The sequence below is a fragment of the Luteimonas sp. gir genome, assembly GCF_037198055.1.
In the GTDB taxonomy this organism is placed as follows: Bacteria; Pseudomonadota; Gammaproteobacteria; order Xanthomonadales; family Xanthomonadaceae; genus Luteimonas; species Luteimonas citri_A.
Map to the genome: position 1 here is coordinate 362,435 of NZ_JBBAXQ010000001.1, position 19,054 is coordinate 381,488.

Below are 19,054 nucleotides of genomic sequence, written 5' to 3' on the forward strand. Positions count from 1 at the left end.
GATGAAGGGCGTGCCAGGCGCCCGCGCGCTGCGCGGAACGCCAGGTCGATGGTTACCAGACCACCTCGGCCATCGAGCAGTTCAGGCCCGAACCGATGCCCAGCAGGGCGACCCGGTTGCCCTTCTTCAGGCGGCCCATCTCGCGCAGCTTGCTGAGCACGATCGGCACCGAGGCCGGTCCGATGTTGCCGTGCTCGCCGAAGATCGTGTGGACCTTCTTCGGGTCGATGCCGAACGCCTGCACGAACGATGCGGTGTGGACCTTGCTGACCTGGTGGATCACGAACTCGTCGAGCTCGTCGACGACCCAGCCCAGCGCCTCGCGCGCGGCGATGAAGGTCTTCTGCGCCAGCTTCATGCCTTCGAGCAGCAGCATGCGGGTGTCGGTGACCATGCGGTCGAGATTGCCGCGGCACAGGGTGTTCCACTCGGTCGCCGAGCGGGTCACGCCGCCCTTGTAGCGCGGCGCGTCGGGCACCAGATCCGCGCGCGCGAGCACCATCGCCGCCGAGCCGCAGCCCAGCGTCAGCGTAGCCAGCTCGTTGCGGAAGTCCTCTTCGGTCGCGTCAGGGTGCAGCAGACGCTCCATGGTCTTCTCGTAGGCGAGGTTGGCGGTCTCGCCGTCGACGATCAGGGCATAGTCGATCTCGCCCAGCTCGATCATGCGGCTGGCGACGTCCATGCCATTGACGAACGCCAGGCAAGCATTGGCCAGATCGTAGTTCTGGCAGGTGTCGCCGATGCCGAGGTTGCCGCCGACGATGCTCGCCGTGGACGGCTCGAGGAAATCGCGGCTGACCGAGGTGTTGACCAGCAGGCCCAGCTGCGTGGCCTCGATACCGGCATCGTCGAGCGCCTTGCGTCCGGCCAGTGTCGCCGCGTCGGACGCGAGCGTCTCGTCGTCCCACAGGTGGCGGGCATGGATGCCGGCGATGTCCTTGAGGACGTCGGTCTTGATGCCGAGGCGGTCGAGGGTCGGCTTCAGCCGGGCGTTGATGTCGTCGCTGGACAGACGGTGCGGCGCATCGACATGGGCGAGGCCGGCGATGGCGACGTTTTCAAAAAGCATGGGCTGGGCGCCGGATCTGGCAAAGGGAGCCGCATAGGGTAACCGCTTCGCCGGGGCGACGCATGTTGCGGGCGCGCTGTAGGCCGCCCGCCTATTCGAGGAATGGCCCGGCAACGTCTCCTCCCTGCGGCCGGTCCACAGAGGCTGGTGCCGCGTTCAGCGTCCGCAGCGCCAGGCGGCAAAACGCTGGCTGCCGGCAACCGGCTCGCCAAGCGGACTGATGGTGTCGGCCGCCAGGCCCGGCGCCTCGTTGCGCGCCAGCGTCTCGAGCTCCTCGCGCACGCGCAGCGCGTTGCGCTCCACGAACGCGATGCTGTGCTTGACCGAGACCTCGACCTCGCCGCGCTTCTCGCAGTTGCCCGGCGCCGCGTTGACCACACGCACCGCGCTCGCGCCGGGCGCCATGTGCACCCAGGTACAGCCGGTGGCGGACACAGACAACAGCAGGACCAACAGGGACTTGCGCATGGAGACTCCGGACGTTCGGGGAAGGGCGCGGTGCCCGCCATTGTGGCGGGCTTGGCGCGGACGCGCGATCAATGCGCTCACCGAGCCACTGGCTTGCCGTCGGCGTCGAGCACCTGGACCTCGCCCAGCCCGAGTGCGCGGACCGGCGCCTCGATCTTCGACAGGTCGCCCACCACCACCCAGGTCAACGCCGAGGGGTCGACCGTGCGCGCCACCCCGGCCAGGTCGGTCACGGTCATCGCCTCGATTTCGGCCTTGCGCTGGAAGACGTAGTCGTCCGGACGGCCGAAGCGCAGGTTGCCGCCGATCGTCGACATCACCGACCACGCCGTTTCATAGGCGCCAGGCAGGCTCAGGGTCTGGATCGCCCTGGCGCGTGCGAGCTCGGCTTCGGTGGGCGGGCGCTCGCCGTCGGCGACCTCGGCCAGCTCGCGCTGGATTTCGGCCATCGCCTCGGCGGTCTTGTCGATCTGCACCGGGGCCGAGGCCATCCAGGGGCGCTGGCCCAGCGTGCCGGTCGCCGAACTGCGTGCGCCGTACGACCAGTGTTTCTCCTCGCGCAGATTCATGTTCAAGCGCGCGGTGAAGTCGCCGCCGACGACGGTGTTGAGCATGTCGAAGCGGGTGGCGGCCGGGTCGTTGGTCGGCGGGATCACCTGGGCTGCAAAGATGTTGGCCTGCACCGCGCCCGGCTGGTCGATCAGGAACACCCGCGGCGCGCTCGGACGGGCGACCTCGGGCACGGTGATCGGAGCGGGCGCGGCCCCGGCACCGCGCCAGTCGCCGAAGTGCTTCTCCAGCAGCGGCACGATCTCCTCAAGCGTGGTGTCGCCGACCACGATCAGCGTCGCGCCCTCCGGGCGCACCCAGTCGCGATGGAAGGCCACCAGGTCCTCGCGCGTGAGCTTGGCGATCGAGGCCTCGTCGCCGCTGCCGGTGAACGGGATCGCATAGGGATGGCCGGCGCCGTAGACCAGCGGGGGCAGCACCCGCATCGCCACGCTCGACGGCCGTGCCTTCTCCTGGCCGATGCCGGCGATCCAACTGGCGCGGATGCGCTCGATCTCCTTGGGCTCGAAGTTCGGCCGACGGACCATGTCGGCGAACAGCGCCAACGACGCGTCGAGGTTTTCCTTGAGCGCGGACACGTAGGCGTTGCTGCCGTCGAGCGAAGCGCCAGCGCCCAGGCTGGCGCCCAGCGATTCGACGCGGTCGGCGAAGTCCAGCGCACCCAGGCCGCCGGCGCCTTCGTCGAGCACGCTCATCGTGAAGCTCGCAGTGCCCGGCGTACGCCCCTGGTCGGCGGTATAGCCGCCGCCGAACTCGTAGCTCAGCTGCACCACCGGGATCTCCGGGCGACGGGCAAGAATCACCTGCGTGCCGTTGGTGAGCGTGGCGCGCTGCTGCTGCGGGAACTTCAGTTCGGGGAACGACGTGGTCCGGGGCACGCCCTGGCTGCGGTCGACATCCGTGCGCGTGGTGCGGTACTTGGGATCGGGCGCCGGCGGCGTGAACGGGGCCGGTGTGACCGCCGGTTCCTCGGCCAGTGGCGTGCGTGCGCCCGGCACCACGGTGATGGTGTGGCTGCCGACATCGAGCCACTTCGCGCCGGCCGCCTTGACGTCATCGATGGTGGTTGCGGCCACGTTCGCCAGCGCTTCGCGGAAACAGCCCGGGTCGCCGTCGTAGACGGTGCATTCGGCCAGCGCGTCGGCCTTGCCGCCGAATCCGCCGATGCGCTCGATGCCGCGCACGAACCCGGCGCGGAACGAGGTCTTGGCGCGCTCGAGTTCATCGGCCGTGGGGCCCTGGGCGATCAGGCGCTGCAGTTCCTCTTCGATCGCCGCTTCCACCTTCGCCGGGTCCACGCCCTGCTTGACGGTCGCCATGACGATGAAGTTCGAGCCCAGTTGCGAGCCATAAGCCCCGGCGCTGACATTGTCGACCAGTCGGTCGTCATGCAGCAGGCGCTTGTCGAGGCGCGAGGCCTTTGCGCCGCCGAGCACGCTGGCCAGCACCTGCAGATGGTCGAGGTCGGCGGTACCGAGTTCGGCCACGTTCCACGCGCGGTAGATCCGCACCTGCGGCACCTGATCTTCCATGGTCTCGCGGGTGTCGGCGGTGCGCCGGGCCACATCCACCTGCGGCTGGGCCATCGTCGGGCCAGCGGGGATGTCGCCGAAGTAGCGCGCGACCTTCTCCTTGGCCGTCGCCACGTCGATGTCGCCGGCCAGCACCAGCACTGCGTTGTTGGGGCCGTACCAGGTGCGGAACCACTGCTTGACGTCGTCGAGCGAAGCCGCGTCGAGATCGTTCATCGAGCCGATCACGCCGTGGTGGTAAGGGTGACCTTTGGGATAGAGCGCGCGGGTGAGCTTGTCCCACACCTGGCCATAGGGCTGATTCTCGCCCTGGCGCTTCTCGTTCTGCACCACGCCGCGCTGCTCATCGAGCGCAGCCTGGTCGATCGCACCGAGCAGATGGCCCATGCGGTCGGATTCCATCCACAGCGCCATGTCCAGCGCCGTGGTCGGCACGTTCTGGAAGTAGTTCGTGCGGTCGGTGTTGGTGGTGCCGTTCTGGTCGGTCACACCGACCTGCTTGAAGGGTTCGAAGAATTCGCCGTGGTGATTCTCGCTGCCCTGGAACATCAAGTGCTCGAACAGGTGCGCAAAGCCGCTGCGGCCAGCCGGCTCGTCCTTGCTGCCGACGTGGTACCAGATGTTGACCGCGACGATCGGCGCCTTGCGGTCGGTGTGGACCACCACGCGCAGCCCATTGGGCAGGGTGAAGCTCTCAAAGGGGATGTCGACGCCCACGGCGGCCGAGGCGGGCGCTTGCGCCATGACCGACGGTGCGAGACCGGCACCGACCAGGGCGAGGCCGGTGGCCAGCGCCAACAGGGCGCGGCGGGGACGGAAGGAGGCGGGACGGGCGAGACCGACGGACATGCGCAATTCCTGAGCAACGGGCCGCACGGGGCGGACGATGCGCCCATCCTAGCCACACGCCCGCGTGCTGGCACGGGTCGCAGGTCATGCCCGGCGGCCGCGCATGCGCCGATCGCCCCGGCCGCGACGACTTCGCCCTCATCGCCGGCGGGCGAGTGTGGGGACACTGCCCTGTTGGAGTCTGCCGTCATGCCCGAGTGGACGTTGGTCACCGGCGCGAATCGCGGCCTGGGCCTGGAGTTCGTGCGTCAGCGGCTGGCGGCCGGCGCACCGGTCGTTGCGACCTGCCGGCAGCCCGGGCGCGCGACCGCGCTCAACGCACTCGCCGGTGAACACCCCGGCCACCTCAAGGTCCTGCCGCTCGATGCGATCGACCCGCGTTCGCGCGCCGAACTGGTACGCGAGCTGCCGCTGGCGATCGGCAAGGGCGGTCGCATCGACCTGCTGATCAACAACGCCGGTGTCCTGCATGGCGGCGAGCGTTTCGGACATCTGGACGGCGACACCCTCGAGCACAGCCTGCGTACGAACGCGATCGCCCCGCTGCTGCTGACCCAGGCGCTGGCGCCGTGGCTGGCCGGCGGCGCCTGCGTGGCGAATCTGTCTTCGCAACTGGGCTCGATCGGCGGTACCACCCGCTTCGGCACACCCAGCTATGCGATCAGCAAGGCTGCACTGAACATGGCGACGGTGCAGCTGGCGCATGCGCTGCGCGAGCGCGGCGTGGTCGTCGTGGCGCTGCATCCGGGCTGGGTCCGCACCGACATGGGCGGCGGCCAGGCGAGCGAGGCGCCGGACGAGTCGGTGGCAGGGCTGCTGCGGGTCATTGAGCGCCTGTCGGCCGACGACAGCGGCCAGTTCCTCGACTGGACCGGGGCACGCTTGCCCTGGTGACGGCCCGAGCGCGGACAATGGCCGCCCGCGCTCCCGGCTCGACCCATGTTCGACGTCATCCTGCACACCCCCGAGATTCCGCCCAACACCGGCAATGTGATCCGCCTGTGCGCCAACACCGGTGCGCGTCTGCATCTGGTGCGCCCGCTGGGCTTCGACCTCGACGATCGCAACCTGCGACGCGCCGGGCTCGACTACCACGAGTACGCGCCGCTGCAGGTCCACGACAGCCTCGACGCGGCGCTGGCGGCGATCGCGCCGCCTCGGCTGTTCGCATTGAGCACCCGCAACGCGGTGCGCTACGACACCCCGGCGTTCGCACCCGGCGACGCCTTTCTGTTCGGCAGCGAGACCCGGGGCTTGCCGGATGCGGTACTGGCGGCGGTGGCGGACGGCCGGCGGTTGCGGTTGCCGATGCGACCGGACAACCGCAGCCTCAACCTGTCGAACGCGGTGGCAGTGGTGGTCTTCGAGGCCTGGCGGCAGCAGGGCTTCGACGGCGGGGCATGACCGGACTGAATGGGGCGGCAAAAGTTCCTGTACTGGAAAGTTCAATATTCAGCCGGGATTTCAGCGCCCGGGCCGAAGATGCAGCTCACGGCCCGGGTGGTCGTGCTTCCCCTCCCCCTCGAAGCGCCATCCCCTCCCCGCCACCCGGGCCGCCCCTTTCGATGCGTCAGCGCATCGCGCAAGACCGACAAGACCCATAACAAGCAAGACCGGTGTCCGTGGTTCCGATTCAAAGAGAGAGAGTTGTCCCCATGAAGCGCATCCTGCCGATCGCGGCCCTCGCCGCTGTCCTTCCGTTCGCCGCGAACGCGGCCCAGGGCCTGTCCTACAACTACGTCGAAGGTGGCTACTCGGCCAGCAAGGCCGACATCGCCCCGATCAACCGCGACGTCGATTCCGACGGCTGGTCGATCCGCGGCGCCGCCGCGTTCCACCCCAACTTCCATGCCTTTGGTGACTACACCCGCGAAAGCATCGACAACGTCCACCGCGATCGTGACCAGTGGCGGTTGGGTATCGGCTACAACCACGCACTGTCGGACCGCACCGATCTGCTGACCCGCGTGGCCTACCAGAACATCGACTTCGGCCAGGGCATTGACGCCAGCGGCTACGCGGTCGAAGTGGGCGCGCGCAGCGCGCTGCTGCCGGCGCTCGAAGGCTACGCGTTGGCCGGTTACGAGCACTACGGCCGCGGCATCGACAGCGAGTTCTATGGTCGCCTCGGCGCGCAGTGGAAGTTCAACCCCAACTTCGGCGTCGCCGGCGACGTCAAGCTCATCAAGGGCGGCGACGTGCAGTGGTTCGTTGGCCCCCGGCTGAGCTGGTAAGTCCCCCGCAGCATCCGGTCCGCGCTTCCCCTGGCGCGTCCCCTCTCCCCTACTGGATGCTGCACCGACCCGGCCGGAAACGGCCGGGTTTTTTTTGTGGTTTATTACTGAAGTCGGAATGGGTCGAGGTTCTCGTCGGCCTTTTAAGCAAGCGAACTTCTGCGCCTAACCGAAGTCGGGTTGCAAGCGTGTGAGGTAGCGGACTTGCGGCCGGTGGCCGCGTCGAGCGCGCCATGGTTGAGTTCGCTACCGCTTGCGCAGCATGTCGCGCGAGTGGGCGAACGCCCGAGTCAGGACAGGGTGAGCATGGATGGCGTGCGCAGTACTGCCGCGCATCCATGCGAACGCCACGCGTGCGTCGCGTGGCCGGACCGCGAAGCGGCCTTGACCGAGGGAAGAGCGGCTTCCGGACGACAGGCTGATGCTCATCCGAAGTGTGGGCACCGAGTGTCGGCTTGGCTCACCGCAAAACAGACTAGAACAGCGCGCCGGTGTACTCGGGCTTGCGCTCGCGGGCCATCAGCCGGGCGAGCCCCTCGGCAGGGCTGATCTCGCCGTGCAGCACGGCCTGGACGTTGCTCGAGATCGGCAACTCGATCTCGTGGCGGTTTGCCAGCCGCATGACCTCATCGGCCGTCTGCACCGACTCGACCACCTGGCCGATCGCGCGCACCGCATCCTCGAGCCGTTCGCCCCGGCCCAGGGCCAGGCCCAGTCGACGATTGCGCGACAGATCGCCCGAACACGTCAGCACCAGATCGCCCAGGCCAGCCAGCCCCATCAGCGTCTCCGGGCGACCCCCGATCGCGCGGTTCAAGCGCAGCATCTCGTTGAGGCCACGGGTGATCAGGCCCGTGCGGGCGTTGAGGCCCAGTTCCATGCCGTCAGCCGCGCCCGTGGCGACCGCCAGCACGTTCTTCATCGCGCCACCGAGCTCGGCGCCGCGCATGTCGGTGCCGGTGTAGGCGCGGAAGCTCGGCCCGTGCAGCACATCGGCGACGCTGCGGGCGAAATCCTCGTCCTCGGACTGCACCGTCACCGCAGTCGGCAGCCCGGACGCGACTTCTTTGGCGAACGACGGCCCGGTGACCACGGCCAACGGCACGTCGTCGCCGACCAACGCGCCGGCGACCTCGTGCAGGAACCGGCCCGAGCCGGGTTCGAAACCCTTGGTCGCCCACGAGATGCCGACGCCGGGCGCCCGCAGCGGCGCCAGCTCGGCCAGCGTCTCGCGGAATGCATGCGAAGGCACCACGACCAGGATCAGCCCGGCGCCATCGAGCGCACGTGCCAGATCGGTGGTCGCACGCAACCGCTCCGGCAACGGAATGCCGGGCAGGTAGCGCGGGTTCTCATGGCGCTGGTCGATCGCCTCGACCGTCGCCGCGTCCCGGCCCCACAGCGTGGTGGGGTGGCCGTTGCGGGCGATCAGCGAGGCGAGCGCGGTGCCCCAGGAGCCCGCGCCCAGCACCGCGACGGCAGTCGCGCGATCGGTCACGCTCAGGCGTTGCCGATCTGGTCGGTGGTCGGCTGGCCGGCGGCCTGCTGGTTGCCGCGCTGGCGCAGGCCCTCGGCGTACAGCGCGTCGAAGTTGATCGGCTGCAGCAAGAAGGGCGGGAAGCCGCCGGCCTGGATCAGGTCGCCGATCAGCTGACGCGCGTAGGGGTAGAGCACGTTCGGGCACTGCGTGCCCAGCAGCGCGTCGAGCGTGCCGCTGTCGAACCCGGCCAGACCGAAGACGCCGGCCTGCTTGACCTCGGCGACGTAGACGGTGTTGTTGTCGTCTTCGCCGATCGTGCAGGTCAGGGTGATCGCCAGCACGACTTCATAGGCGTTGTCGCCCACGCGCTGCACGCTCTGGTTGAGGTTCATGTTGAGCTGCGGCTGGGCCTGCTCGTTGAAGATCTGCGGGGCCTTGGGCGACTCGAACGAGACGTCCTTGACGTAGATCTTCTCGACGCTGAACTGCGCGCCGGCCGGCTGTTCCGGCGCTGCGCCGTTGGCGCCGTTGTTGGCCTGTTCTTCGGACATGGGATCGACTCCAGCGATGATGGGGATGAGGCGGATCGCCGATTATGGCACCCGCGAAGGACGGTCGGCCGTCAGCCGCGGCCCTTGACCAGCGGCAGATCGGCCTGCTGCCAGCCGGCGATGCCGCCGTCGAGCACGTAGACGTTCTGGAACCCGGCCTTCTTCAGCCGCTTGGCAGCGTCGCCGGCGGTGCTGCCGGTCTTGCACACCAGCACGACCGGCAGCGCCTTGGCCGCGGCGAGCTGCTTGCTCTCCGGGTCGAACTGGCTCATCTGCACGTTCTTGGCGCCGGGGATATGGCCCTTGCCGAAGTCGGCGCTGGGACGCAGGTCGATGACCAGCGCGTTGTCGCGGTTCACAAGCGCGGTCAGCTCGGCCGGGCGCAGGGCCTTGAAGCCGCGGAACAGCCGCGAGATCTCATTGAAGACGATCGCCACCGTCAGCACGGCGAGGATCAGCGACAACATCTGGTTTCGGCCCAGGAAGGCCAGCAGTTCTTCGAAGTTCACGACACGATTCGCGCAGCGTCAGCGGGCGGCGATTGTCGCACACCGCGCCGGGCGCACCACCCGGGGCCCCGACCGGGGGCTGGGCGGCGGCCCGGGCCGGCTATTCGCCTTCCCAGAAATCCGGCAGGCCGCTGACGTTCCACCAGGTGCCGGCGTCCGGGTCCCAGCGCCAGCGTTCGGTATGGCGCAGCGTACGTTCGGCCATCGAGTGCCGGTTGACCACCCGGATCTCGACTTCGCGCAGGGCCTCGTCCTGCCCGGCCTGGCCGCCGAGGGCGCGGTAGCCGGTGACTTGTAGCTGCCCGTAGCGAGCGAACGCCAGCTCGCCCATCGGCCGCTCGGCGCGCACCTCCTGGTCGACCAGCTGCCAGGCGCCCTCGATGTCGTTCCAGCGCATCGCGCTCGCCCAGGCGTTGTGCACCCGCTCCAGTGCGCTGCGTTGCTTGCCGCTGCTGGCGCAGCCGCCGATGGTCAACGCCAGGGCGGTGAGCAGGACCAGCAGCGGCAGGGAGGAGCGGCGGATGGCACGCATCGGCAGTGTCCAGGGCAACGGGCGTTGGCGCATCGTAGCCGCAACGCCTGCCGGCCGGGCCCGGCACGCCGGTATCCTGTCGTCGATGACGCATCCTGATGCCCCCAGCCCCGCCGTCGAGGCGGTCAACATCGCGGCCGCGTTGCCGCGTCTGGCGCGCGAACGCCCCACCCAGATCGCACTGCGCTGTCCCGGCCCGGACGGGCGCTACCGCGATGCGCATGCGCTCAGCTACGCCGCGCTCGATGCGCGCAGCGACGCGATCGCCGCGGGCCTGGCCGCGCGCGGCATCGTCCGTGGCACCCGCACGGTGCTGATGGTGCGGCCCAGCCCCGAGTTCTTCCTGCTGATGTTCGCGCTGTTCAAGGCCGGCGCGGTGCCGGTGCTGGTCGATCCGGGCATCGACCGGCGCGCCCTGCGGCAGTGCCTGGACGAAGCGCAGGCGCAGGCCTTCATCGGTATTCCACTGGCGCAGGTCGCGCGCGTGCTGCTGGGCTGGGCGCGTTCGGCGAAGATCCGCATCACCACCGGCCGCCGCGCGGTGCTGGCCGACGCGACCCTGGCGCAGGTCGAGCGCGCCGGCGCGGGTGCCGGGCCGCAGCTGGCGGCCACGGCCGCCGACGAGGTCGCCGCGATCCTGTTCACCAGCGGCTCGACCGGCGTGCCCAAGGGCGTGGTCTACCGGCACCGCCATTTCGTCGCGCAGATCGCGATGCTGCGCGACGCGTTCGGCATCCCGCCCGGCGGCGTCGACCTGCCGACGTTCCCGCCGTTCGCGTTGTTCGACCCGGCGCTGGGCCTGACCTCGATCGTCCCGGACATGGACCCGACCCGTCCGGCGCGTGCCGACCCGCACAAGCTGCACGCCGCGATCGCGCGCTTTGGCGTCGACCAGTTGTTCGGCTCGCCTGCACTGATGCGGGTGCTCGCCACGCACGGCGCGCCGCTGCCGGGCGTGCGCCGGGTGACCTCGGCCGGCGCACCGGTGCCGCCGGATATCGTGGCGACGATGCTCGCGCTGCTGCCGCCCGAAGCCTCGCTGTGGACACCGTATGGCGCCACCGAATGCCTGCCTGTCGCCGTCGTCGAGGGCCGCGAATTGTTGGCACTGCGCAGCCGCACCGAGCAGGGCGCCGGCACCTGCGTCGGCCGGCCGGTCCCGCCCAACGAGGTGCGGATCATCGGCGTCGACGATGCCGCGATCGCCACGTGGTCCGATGCGCGGGAGGTGCCGCGCGGACAGATCGGCGAGATCACCGTCGCCGGACCCACCGCGACCGATACCTACTTCGGCCGTGAGGCGCAGACCCGGCTGGCGAAGATCGTCGAGACTCTGCCCGACGGCAGCACGCGCATCGTCCACCGCATGGGCGACCTGGGCTATTTCGACAGCGAGGGCCGGTTGTGGTTCTGCGGCCGCAAGGGCCATCGCGTCGTCACCGCCAGCGGCACGCTGTGCACCGAGCAAGTCGAGCCGGTGTTCAACGTCCATCCCGATGTCGCACGCACCGCCCTGGTCGGCGTGGGCCCCGCCGGCCGCCAGACCCCGGTGCTGTGCGTCGAGCCGCGAGCGGGCGTGGGCAAGGCCGAGCACGCGCGCATCGCCGACGAACTGCGTCATCTCGGTGCCGGCTTCGTGCACACCGCCGGCATCGCGACGGTGCTGTTCCACCCGCGCTTCCCGGTCGATATCCGCCACAACGCCAAGATCGGCCGCGAGACGCTAGCCGCCTGGGCCGCCGCCCGTGTCTGAGCCCGCCGCCGCGTCGCCTGCGCACTATCGTCTCGACGATCTGCGCATCGACGTGGCCCGGCAGCGAGTGGTGCGCGACGACGGCCAGGTGCTGGAAGTGGCCGGGCTCAGCTTCCGCCTGCTGCACTATCTGTTGAGGCAGGGCACGCGGGTCGTCGGCTTCGACGAACTGATCGCACAGGTCTGGGCGCCGGCGCTGGTCGGCGAGGACACGGTCACCCAGCGTGTGCGCCTGCTGCGCCAGGCGCTGGGCGACGACGGGCGCCGGGCGCGTTACCTGCGCTCGGTGCGCGGCTGCGGCTATCAGCTGTGCAGCCCGCCACATCCCGACGATGCGCTGCGCGTGCCCGGCGTCCGCGGCAGGCGGCTCGTCGCCGGCGCGGTGCTGGCGCTGCTGCCGGTGATCGCCGCGATCGGCTGGTGGTCGTGGCCGAGGCCGGCCGCGCCATCCTTATCGCCGCTGCTGCAGCGTGCCGACTACTACGCCGGCATCGGTCAGCGCGAGAACAACGCGCGTGCGCTCGCGCTGTACCGCCAGCGCCTGCACGAAGCGCCCGACGACGTGCAGGCCGCGCTGGGCCTGGCCCGTGCGCATGCCGCGCGACTGTGCCTGTATGGCGGCGAGCCCGCCGATGCCGACCGCGCGCAGGCGCTCGCCGAACACGTGCTCGCGCGCCAGCCGCGCCTGGCGGCCGCGCATGCCGCACGGGCCTATGCCTACGACTGCCGCGGCGAGGTGGCCACGGCGCTGGCCGGCTACGAACGCGCGGTGGCGCTGGACCCCGACGACGATGCCGCGCGGGCGTCGGCCGCCTACCTGTACGCGCGCCAGGGCCGGCTGGCCGATGCGCTGGCGGCCAACCTGGCCGTGCACCGTCCCGAGGACGCGCGGTTCCTGGCACTGCAGATCGCCGCCGACCTCGACCTGCTCGGCTATGCCGACGCGGCCGAAGGGCGCTACCGGCGCAGTTTCCAGCTCTACCCCGATAACGTGTTCTCCAACCTTGCCTGGCCGAGCTTCCTGCACCGCCATGGACGCGACGTCGAGGCGCAGGCGGCACTGGACGAAGCCTTGTCGCGCGGCACCGACCACGCCGGCCTGCAGCTGCTGGCCGCCGAGCTGGCCTTGCAGCGCGGCGATCTCGATGGCGCGCGGCACGCGGCGCAGCGCGCGCGTGCGCTCAAGCCGCACGCGAGCCTGCCGGCGACGGTCGCCTGGATCGTCGGGGCCGAGCCGCGGCCCGCGGCACCGGCATTGCGCGCACGCAGCGCCGCGTTGCGTACGGGGCTGGCGGCCGGTGGCGATCCGCTGGATGGACTCGATGCTGCGCTGTTGGCATCGCTGGCCGGCGATCGCGCCGCTGCACTCGAGGCGCTGGACGCCGCGGTCACGGCGGGCCACCGCGATGCGGACTACCTGCGGGTCTCGCCGCTGTTCGCCGACCTGCGCGGCGAGCCGGGCTTCGCCGCAGTGCTGGCGCGGATCGATGCCGGCATCGGGCAGGAGCGGGCGCGCGTTCGCGCCGCCGGGCGCCTGCCGGCCGACGCGGTCGCGGTCACGGCAGCGCGCTGAGCACGTAGTCCGACAGCAAGGCCCGGGTCTGCGTGTGCATGCCCGGCCGGTTGTAGTGGGTCCGGGTTACGACCACGACCAACTGCTCTTGGGGAATGACGAAGACCGCGTTGCCGCCATTGCCCGACATCGTCCAGGCCTGCCACCGCCGCGCGCCCGCGGCGACATCGAAGCGCCACAGCTGGTAGCCGTAGTCGGCGTCGAAGGGCGTGCGTGCGCGCGGTTGCAGCATCGCGTCGATCCACGTCGCCGACAGCACGCGGCGGCCTTGCCAGCGTCCGCCATCGGCGAGCAACTGGCCGAGCCGGGCGAGATCCCGGCTGCGGTATCCGGTGCCGCCGCCGCCCATGCCGGTGCCGTCGGGCGCGCGCTTCCAGGCCGCCTCCGCGATGCCCAGCGGGCGCTCCAGCGCGTCGCGCGCAAAGTCGGCCAGCGGCAGGCCACTGGCGCGCTCGACGATCGCGCCCAGCAGCAGGCTGTTGGCGGTGCAGTAGGCGAAGGCCCGCCCGTACGGACTGTCGGCCGGCCGCGCCTGCCACGGCGCGTAGCCGCGCTCGGGCAGGTCGAGCGCAAAACCGGTCCAGTCCGCGCTCACGTACATGCGTTCTTCGTGGCCGCTGGAGAACGTGTTGTTGTCGTCGCACTCCCATTGCGCGCTCATCGTCAGCAGGTCCTCGACGGTCGTCGCATCCTTGAACGCGCCGGGATGGGCCGGCCGGCGGTCGGGAAAGAAGCCCAGCACCGGGGCTCGGACGTCGGCGATCAGGCCGCGGTCGAGCGCCGCGCCCACCAGGAGCGCGGTCACGCTCTTGGTCAGCGAGCGGGTGTCGTGCAGCGTGGCGCGCTCGGCGCCGTCGAAGTAGGCCTCATGGATCAACGCGCCGCGGTGGATGACCAGCACGCTGGTGGTGTCGGGCGCCGCCGCTGCCTGGATCGCGGCATCGAGCGCCGCGAGCTTTGCGGCGTTCCAGCCCAGCCGGGCGGGGTCGGCAACTGGCCAGCCGTCGTCCAGCGCCGGGGGCGAGGCGATGGCGGTGGACAGCGGACAGGCGAGGACGGCAAGCAGAAGTAGGCGCGGCAGGATGGACATCGTCGGCACTCCGGTCGGGGAGCGGCCAGTCCACCAACGCGGTGGATGAAGTGCCCGGTCGTGGGATGAAGGTTTCTGAAGGGCTTGCGGATCAAGTGTTTGCGCGCAGCTGCGTCGCCAGCTCGGCAGACGACCGCTATCGTGTGCGTTTCTCAAGCGTGGAGCGCGACATGCAGATCCTGGTCACCGGCGGCGGCGGCTTCCTCGGGCAGGCGCTGTGCCGCGGCCTGGTTGCACGCGGCCATACGGTCGCCAGCTTCAACCGCGGTCACTATCCCGAACTCGAGGCGCTGGGCGTGCGCCAGATCCGCGGCGACCTCGGCGACCGCGATGCAGTGCTCGCGGCGGCGGCCGGCATGGAGGCGATCTTTCACAACGCCGCCAAGGCCGGTGCGTGGGGGTCTTACGACAGCTACCACCAGGCCAACGTTGTCGGCACTCAGCACGTGCTCGACGCCTGCCGGGCGCAGGGCATCGGCAGGCTGATCTACACCTCCACGCCGAGCGTCACCCATCGCGCCACGCACCCGGTCGAGGGTGGCACGGCCGACACCGTGCCCTATGGCGAGGGGTTCAAGGCGCCGTACGCGGCGACCAAGGCGATCGCCGAGCGCGCCGTACTGGCGGCCAACGGTCCGGACCTCGCCACGGTCGCTCTGCGGCCGCGGCTGATCTGGGGGCCGGGCGACCAGCAGCTGCTGCCGCGCCTGGTCGAGCGGGCCCGCGCCGGCCGCCTGCGGTTCGTCGGCGACGGCGAGAACCGCATCGATACCACCTATATCGACAATGCCGCGCAGGCGCACTTCGACGCCTTCGCGCATCTGGCGCCGGGCGCGGCCTGCGCCGGCCGTGCGTACTTCATCAGCAATGGCGAGCCGACCACGGTGCGCTGGATCATCAACGCGCTGCTCGAGGCGGCCGGTGCGCCGCCGGTGCGCAAGACGATTCCGTTCCGCGCGGCGTATGCGGCGGGCGCCGTGTGCGAAACGTTGTGGCCGCTGCTGCGACTGTCCGGCGAGCCGCCGATGACCCGCTTCCTGGCCGAACAGCTGAGCACCACGCACTGGTACGACATGGCGCCGGCGACGCGGGACTTCGGCTACCGGCCCGCAGTGTCTCTTCACGACGGACTCATCCGGCTGAAAGATTCGCTCCAAGCGCAGGCGCGCCATCACCTGATCGCGACCTGAGCGGGCATACGGTGGCCCCGCAGCCGCTACTGGCCGAATCCCACCAGGAGACCACCATGCTCAGATATGCCGTCATCTTCCTCGTCGTCGCCATCATCGCCGGTGTCCTCGGCTTCAGCGGCGTGGCCGGTGCCGCCACCAATATCGCCTGGATCCTGTTTGTGGTGTTCCTGATCCTGGCCGTGATCTCGATGCTGCGTGGCCGAGGGGTCTGACGCCCCGACCGCATCGTCGCGATGACGCAAAAGGCCCGCCACCGGCGGGCCTTTTGCGTTGCGCCGTGCGAGCGCCTTGGCCTGGGCCCGACGCTACAATCGCATCATGGCCGACCTTCCGTTCTCTCCGTTCTCCCTGCTCAAGCCGATGGCCGGCCGCGCGCTGGAGACCGCGCTCAACCGCGCGATCGCGCTCGATGCCGACACCGGCGCGGCGCTGCGCGCCCTCGACGGCCAGCAGATTGCGCTCGCGCTCAGTGCGCCGCCGCTGGCGTTGACGTTGCGCGTGGACGGCGACCGCCTGCGCGTGGGCCCGGTCGATCCCGAGGTCGAGGCCGACCTGTCGGTGCGGACCACGCTGGCCGGCGCGCTCGGCCAGCTGCCGTTCCTGCGTCGCGGCGACGCGCCGCCGATCGGCCAGGTCCGGGTCTCGGGTGATGCCGAGCTCGCGCGCCGCCTGCAGCGCCTGGCCGCGGGCTTCGATCCTGACTGGCAGCGGCCGTTCGTCGCCGTGCTCGGCGAGGTCGTCGGTGTGCAGGTCGCCAACGCCTTCGCCGCGGCGCTGCGCCAAGCGCAGGAGGTCGGCCGCAACCTGGCCGAAAGTGCGGCCGAGTACGTGACCGAGGAAACGCGCGATGTGGTGCCGCGCGCCGAACTTGAGGCCTTCTACGACGATGTCGATGGCCTGCGCGACGATATCGAGCGGCTCGCGGTGCGGGTGGCGCGGCTCAGTCGCGGGACCGCCGCATGAAGGGTCTGCTGCGCGCCTCGCGCATCGGCCGGGTGCTGCTGCGGTATCGACTCGACGACCTGCTCGACGGCACGCCGGCCGAGCGCTGGCTCCGGTTGGCGCGGCCCTTCGTGCCGCGGGCCTCGGCGACGATCGCGGCGCAGTCGCGTGGCGCCCGGCTGCGGCTGGCGTTGCAGGAGCTTGGGCCCATCTTCGTCAAGTTCGGGCAGATCCTCTCGACCCGTCGCGACATCGTGCCGCCCGACATCGTCGACGACCTGGCGCTGCTGCAGGACCGGGTCGCGCCGTTCGACGGCGCATTGGCGCAGGCGATCATCGAGCGCGAGCTGGCGATGCCGATCACGCAGGCCTTCGTCGCCTTCGATCCGGTGCCGCTGGCCTCGGCGTCGATCGCCCAGGTGCACGCGGCGATGCTGCCCGGCACTGCCGACGGCCCGCCGCGCGAGGTCGTGGTCAAGGTGCTGCGTCCGGGCATCGAGAGGCAGATCGCCGCCGACGTCGCCCTGCTGCGCAATCTCGCCGCGCTGGTCGCGCGCACCCATCCCAACGCCGACAAGATCCGCCCGCGCGAAGTCGTGGCCGAGATCGAGAACACCCTCGCCGCCGAGCTCGATCTGCAGCGCGAGGGCGCCAACGCCTCGGTGCTGCGGCGCTTCTGGGCGCAGTCGAGCGATCTCTACGTGCCGGCGCCGGTCTGGGAGCGCACTGCCCAGCGCGTGCTCACGCTCGAGCGCGTGTACGGCATTCCCAGCGACGACATCGCCGCGCTCGATGCGGCCGGCATCGACCGGTCCGCGCTGGCGGCCAAGGGCGTGCGGGTGTTCTATACCCAGGTCTTCCGCGACAACTTCTTTCACGCCGACGCGCACGCGGGCAACATCTGGGTCGATCCCGAACGCACGACCAATCCACGCTTCATCGCGCTCGACTTCGGCATCATGGGCCAGCTCTCGCGCGAGGATCAGTACTACCTCGCCGAGAACTTCATGGCGATCTTCCGCCGCGATTACCGCCGCATCGCCGAGCTGCACGTGCAGGCAGGCTGGATGCCCGCGCATCTGCGCATCGACGAGCTCGAGGCGGCGGTGCGCGCAGTCTGCGAGCCGTACTTCACCCGGCCGCTGTCGGAGATCTCGCTGGGCGAGGTGCTGGGCAAGCTGTTCCGCACCGCGCAGCGCTACGAGCTGACATTGCAGCCGCAGCTGATCCTGCTGCAGAAGACGCTGCTGAGCATCGAGGGCATCGGCCGACTGCTCGATCCGAAGCTCGATATCTGGGCCGTCGCCCGCCCGGTGCTCGAGCGCATCTTGGTCGAGCGCTACAGCCCGCCGCGGCTGCTGCGCGAGTTCCGCGATCGCCTGCCCGAACTGGTCACGCGTGCGCCGGAGATGCCGCAGCTGCTGCACGCCTGGCTCAAGCAGCAGGTCGAGGGCCGGCACGAACTGCGCATGCGTTCCGACGACTTGGCGCTGCTGACCACCACGATGCAGGGCATGCAGCGGCGCGTGGTCGCGGCAATCCTCGGCGTGGGCCTGCTGATCGTCGCGGCGGTGCTCTACGCGCTCGAGGCCGGCGGTCCGCGGGTGGCGGGCCTGCCGGTCGCGACCTGGGTTGCGGGTATCGGCGGCGTCTGGGCCTTGCTCGCGGCGTGGCCGCGGCGCGGGCGCCTGTTGCGGTAGCCATGTCGCGGGCGCGGGCGTGCGCTGCCCGGGTTACGACATCGCCGGGGGCGCCGGAAACGGCGTGTTGTCGGGAAGCGGGATGAACTCCGCATCGTCGGCGTCCGGCAGTTTCATCCGACCGGCTTTCCAGTCCGCCGCCGCTTGTGCCAGGCGCTCACGCGAGGACGAGACGAAGTTCCAGTAGATGAAGCGTTCGCCGATCGGTTCCCCGCCCAGCACCATCACGGTGGCCTGCTCGGCAGCGCGCACGCGCGAGGCCGCCGCGTCCAGCACCAGCATCGTCCCGGCGCCGTAGCGCGCGCCGTCCAGTTCCACCGTGCCGGTGGCGACATACAGGCCGCGTTCCTGGTGGCCGCCTGGAATCTCCGCGACCGCGCCGGGGGCGAGTTCGAGATGGGCGTAGAACAGGGGCGAGAGCGTCTTGGCGCCCGCGCTCAGCCCATAGGCGCTACCGGCGATGAGATGACCGGTGACGCCCGCCTCGTCCCATTGCGGCAGTTCGTGCCCGGCGTGATGCGAGAACGAGGGCGCGATCTCCTCCTGTCCATCGGGCAACGCCACCCAGGCCTGGATGCCGTGCACACGGTCGCCGTGCTGGCGCGCGTGGTCGAAGCGCTCACTGTGGGTGATGCCGCTGCCGGCGGTCATCCAGTTCACTTCGTGCGGCTTGACCGCCTGGGCGTAGCCGAGGCTGTCGCGGTGCATGATCTGGCCGGAGAACAGATAACTCACGGTCGACAGCCCGATGTGCGGATGGGGACGGACGTCGACGCTGCGATCGATGCCGGCGGGCAGGTCGACCGGCCCCATGTGGTCGAAGAACACGAAGGGCCCAATCATGCGTCGCTTGGCGAACGGCAGCACCCGGCCGACCGAGAAGCCGCCTCCCAGGTCGTGGCGGCGCTGCGGAATCATCATCTCGATCATGCGATCTGTCCTGATGGCGGAGCGGCGAGCATCGCATGCTCGCCACCCGCGGTGTTTCGCGCCGCGTGCGCAGGGGCGG

At 70.4% G+C, this 19,054-nt stretch carries 18 protein-coding genes; 9 read left to right on the forward strand and 9 right to left on the reverse strand.

Annotated features, from left to right (window positions below; all coding sequences use genetic code 11):
• Positions 1 to 52: 52 nt before the first annotated feature.
• The 3 genes from WAF18_RS01665 to WAF18_RS01675 form a co-directional block, all read right to left on the reverse strand.
• Complete coding sequence (locus WAF18_RS01665; RefSeq protein ID WP_337243572.1) at positions 53 to 1,069, reverse strand: 3-oxoacyl-ACP synthase III; 1,017 nt, start codon at positions 1,067 to 1,069, stop codon at positions 53 to 55.
• 156 nt (positions 1,070 to 1,225) lie between these two features.
• Positions 1,226 to 1,537 carry a DUF4156 domain-containing protein gene (locus tag WAF18_RS01670; protein WP_183425038.1) on the reverse strand — a complete coding sequence of 104 codons (312 nt, stop codon included), beginning with the start codon at positions 1,535 to 1,537 and terminating at the stop codon, positions 1,226 to 1,228.
• Positions 1,538 to 1,614: 77 nt separating this feature from the next.
• A complete protein-coding gene (locus tag WAF18_RS01675) occupies positions 1,615 to 4,383 on the reverse strand; it encodes a pitrilysin family protein (RefSeq protein ID WP_337243934.1) in 2,769 nt (922 codons plus the stop codon).
• Positions 4,384 to 4,677: 294 nt separating this feature from the next.
• Between WAF18_RS01675 and WAF18_RS01680 the strand changes: the two genes are divergently transcribed.
• From WAF18_RS01680 to WAF18_RS01690, 3 genes are all read left to right on the forward strand, one after another.
• Complete coding sequence (locus WAF18_RS01680) at positions 4,678 to 5,382, forward strand: SDR family oxidoreductase (protein WP_337243573.1); 705 nt, start codon at positions 4,678 to 4,680, stop codon at positions 5,380 to 5,382.
• Between the two features lie 45 nt (positions 5,383 to 5,427).
• Positions 5,428 to 5,892, forward strand: coding sequence for a tRNA (cytidine(34)-2'-O)-methyltransferase (locus WAF18_RS01685; RefSeq protein ID WP_337243574.1), 465 nt, complete (start codon positions 5,428 to 5,430; stop codon positions 5,890 to 5,892).
• Between the two features lie 251 nt (positions 5,893 to 6,143).
• The gene (locus WAF18_RS01690; RefSeq protein ID WP_337243575.1) at positions 6,144 to 6,722 is read left to right on the forward strand and encodes a diffusible signal factor-reguated Ax21 faimly protein; all 579 of its coding nucleotides are present in this window, start codon (positions 6,144 to 6,146) and stop codon (positions 6,720 to 6,722) included.
• Between the two features lie 475 nt (positions 6,723 to 7,197).
• On the opposite strand, the gene WAF18_RS01695 is transcribed toward WAF18_RS01690, so the two are convergent.
• The 4 genes from WAF18_RS01695 to WAF18_RS01710 form a co-directional block, all read right to left on the reverse strand.
• Positions 7,198 to 8,220, reverse strand: a complete 1,023-nt coding sequence (locus WAF18_RS01695; RefSeq protein WP_337243576.1) for an NAD(P)H-dependent glycerol-3-phosphate dehydrogenase — start codon at positions 8,218 to 8,220, stop codon at positions 7,198 to 7,200.
• Between the two features lie 2 nt (positions 8,221 to 8,222).
• The gene (secB, locus tag WAF18_RS01700; protein ID WP_183425030.1) at positions 8,223 to 8,753 is read right to left on the reverse strand and encodes a protein-export chaperone SecB; all 531 of its coding nucleotides are present in this window, start codon (positions 8,751 to 8,753) and stop codon (positions 8,223 to 8,225) included.
• A gap of 71 nt (positions 8,754 to 8,824) precedes the next feature.
• Positions 8,825 to 9,262, reverse strand: a complete 438-nt coding sequence (locus tag WAF18_RS01705) for a rhodanese-like domain-containing protein (protein WP_337243577.1) — start codon at positions 9,260 to 9,262, stop codon at positions 8,825 to 8,827.
• A 100-nt stretch (positions 9,263 to 9,362) separates the two neighbouring features.
• On the reverse strand, positions 9,363 to 9,794 hold the full coding sequence (locus WAF18_RS01710) for a hypothetical protein (protein ID WP_337243578.1): 432 nt from the start codon (positions 9,792 to 9,794) through the stop codon (positions 9,363 to 9,365).
• Positions 9,795 to 9,879: 85 nt separating this feature from the next.
• On the opposite strand from WAF18_RS01710, the gene oleC reads away from it, so the two are divergent.
• Together oleC and WAF18_RS01720 are read left to right on the forward strand one after the other, a co-directional pair.
• Positions 9,880 to 11,547, forward strand: a complete 1,668-nt coding sequence (gene oleC, locus WAF18_RS01715) for an olefin beta-lactone synthetase (RefSeq protein WP_337243579.1) — start codon at positions 9,880 to 9,882, stop codon at positions 11,545 to 11,547.
• The gene (locus WAF18_RS01720) at positions 11,540 to 13,120 is read left to right on the forward strand and encodes a winged helix-turn-helix domain-containing protein (RefSeq protein WP_337243580.1); all 1,581 of its coding nucleotides are present in this window, start codon (positions 11,540 to 11,542) and stop codon (positions 13,118 to 13,120) included. Before oleC ends, WAF18_RS01720 begins: the two co-directional genes overlap by 8 nt.
• Here the strand turns inward: WAF18_RS01720 and WAF18_RS01725 are convergent.
• Positions 13,104 to 14,210 (reverse strand): serine hydrolase, encoded by a 1,107-nt coding sequence (locus tag WAF18_RS01725; RefSeq protein ID WP_337243581.1) that lies wholly within the window; start codon positions 14,208 to 14,210, stop codon positions 13,104 to 13,106. The two genes, WAF18_RS01720 and WAF18_RS01725, sit on opposite strands and share 17 nt — an antisense overlap.
• Before the next feature lie 170 nt (positions 14,211 to 14,380).
• Between WAF18_RS01725 and oleD the strand changes: the two genes are divergently transcribed.
• From oleD to ubiB, 4 genes are all read left to right on the forward strand, one after another.
• Positions 14,381 to 15,400 carry a 2-alkyl-3-oxoalkanoate reductase gene (gene oleD, locus WAF18_RS01730; RefSeq protein WP_337243582.1) on the forward strand — a complete coding sequence of 340 codons (1,020 nt, stop codon included), beginning with the start codon at positions 14,381 to 14,383 and terminating at the stop codon, positions 15,398 to 15,400.
• A gap of 56 nt (positions 15,401 to 15,456) precedes the next feature.
• On the forward strand, positions 15,457 to 15,615 hold the full coding sequence (locus WAF18_RS01735; RefSeq protein ID WP_047137175.1) for a DUF1328 domain-containing protein: 159 nt from the start codon (positions 15,457 to 15,459) through the stop codon (positions 15,613 to 15,615).
• A 106-nt stretch (positions 15,616 to 15,721) separates the two neighbouring features.
• A complete protein-coding gene (locus WAF18_RS01740) occupies positions 15,722 to 16,366 on the forward strand; it encodes an SCP2 sterol-binding domain-containing protein (RefSeq protein ID WP_337243583.1) in 645 nt (214 codons plus the stop codon).
• The gene (ubiB, locus tag WAF18_RS01745) at positions 16,363 to 18,045 is read left to right on the forward strand and encodes a ubiquinone biosynthesis regulatory protein kinase UbiB (RefSeq protein ID WP_337243584.1); all 1,683 of its coding nucleotides are present in this window, start codon (positions 16,363 to 16,365) and stop codon (positions 18,043 to 18,045) included. Before WAF18_RS01740 ends, ubiB begins: the two co-directional genes overlap by 4 nt.
• Before the next feature lie 33 nt (positions 18,046 to 18,078).
• Here the strand turns inward: ubiB and WAF18_RS01750 are convergent, their stop codons facing one another.
• A complete protein-coding gene (locus WAF18_RS01750) occupies positions 18,079 to 18,972 on the reverse strand; it encodes a pirin family protein (RefSeq protein WP_337243935.1) in 894 nt (297 codons plus the stop codon).
• Positions 18,973 to 19,054: the final 82 nt, after the last annotated feature.

Excerpts from the sequence above, each read along its gene's own strand:
- WAF18_RS01685 (WP_337243574.1), top strand. The coding sequence starts at position 5,428 with ATGTTCGACGTCATCCTGCACACCCCCGAGATTCCGCCCAACACCGGC.
- ubiB (WP_337243584.1), top strand. The coding sequence starts at position 16,363 with ATGAAGGGTCTGCTGCGCGCCTCGCGCATCGGCCGGGTGCTGCTGCGG.
- WAF18_RS01690 (WP_337243575.1), top strand. The coding sequence starts at position 6,144 with ATGAAGCGCATCCTGCCGATCGCGGCCCTCGCCGCTGTCCTTCCGTTC.
- oleD (WP_337243582.1), top strand. The coding sequence starts at position 14,381 with ATGCAGATCCTGGTCACCGGCGGCGGCGGCTTCCTCGGGCAGGCGCTG.
- secB (WP_183425030.1), bottom strand. The coding sequence starts at position 8,753 with ATGTCCGAAGAACAGGCCAACAACGGCGCCAACGGCGCAGCGCCGGAA.
- WAF18_RS01725 (WP_337243581.1), bottom strand. The coding sequence starts at position 14,210 with ATGTCCATCCTGCCGCGCCTACTTCTGCTTGCCGTCCTCGCCTGTCCG.
- WAF18_RS01680 (WP_337243573.1), top strand. The coding sequence starts at position 4,678 with ATGCCCGAGTGGACGTTGGTCACCGGCGCGAATCGCGGCCTGGGCCTG.
- WAF18_RS01740 (WP_337243583.1), top strand. The coding sequence starts at position 15,722 with ATGGCCGACCTTCCGTTCTCTCCGTTCTCCCTGCTCAAGCCGATGGCC.
- WAF18_RS01670 (WP_183425038.1), bottom strand. The coding sequence starts at position 1,537 with ATGCGCAAGTCCCTGTTGGTCCTGCTGTTGTCTGTGTCCGCCACCGGC.
- WAF18_RS01735 (WP_047137175.1), top strand. The coding sequence starts at position 15,457 with ATGCTCAGATATGCCGTCATCTTCCTCGTCGTCGCCATCATCGCCGGT.
- oleC (WP_337243579.1), top strand. The coding sequence starts at position 9,880 with ATGACGCATCCTGATGCCCCCAGCCCCGCCGTCGAGGCGGTCAACATC.
- WAF18_RS01675 (WP_337243934.1), bottom strand. The coding sequence starts at position 4,383 with ATGGCGCAAGCGCCCGCCTCGGCCGCCGTGGGCGTCGACATCCCCTTT.
- WAF18_RS01665 (WP_337243572.1), bottom strand. The coding sequence starts at position 1,069 with ATGCTTTTTGAAAACGTCGCCATCGCCGGCCTCGCCCATGTCGATGCG.
- WAF18_RS01710 (WP_337243578.1), bottom strand. The coding sequence starts at position 9,794 with ATGCGTGCCATCCGCCGCTCCTCCCTGCCGCTGCTGGTCCTGCTCACC.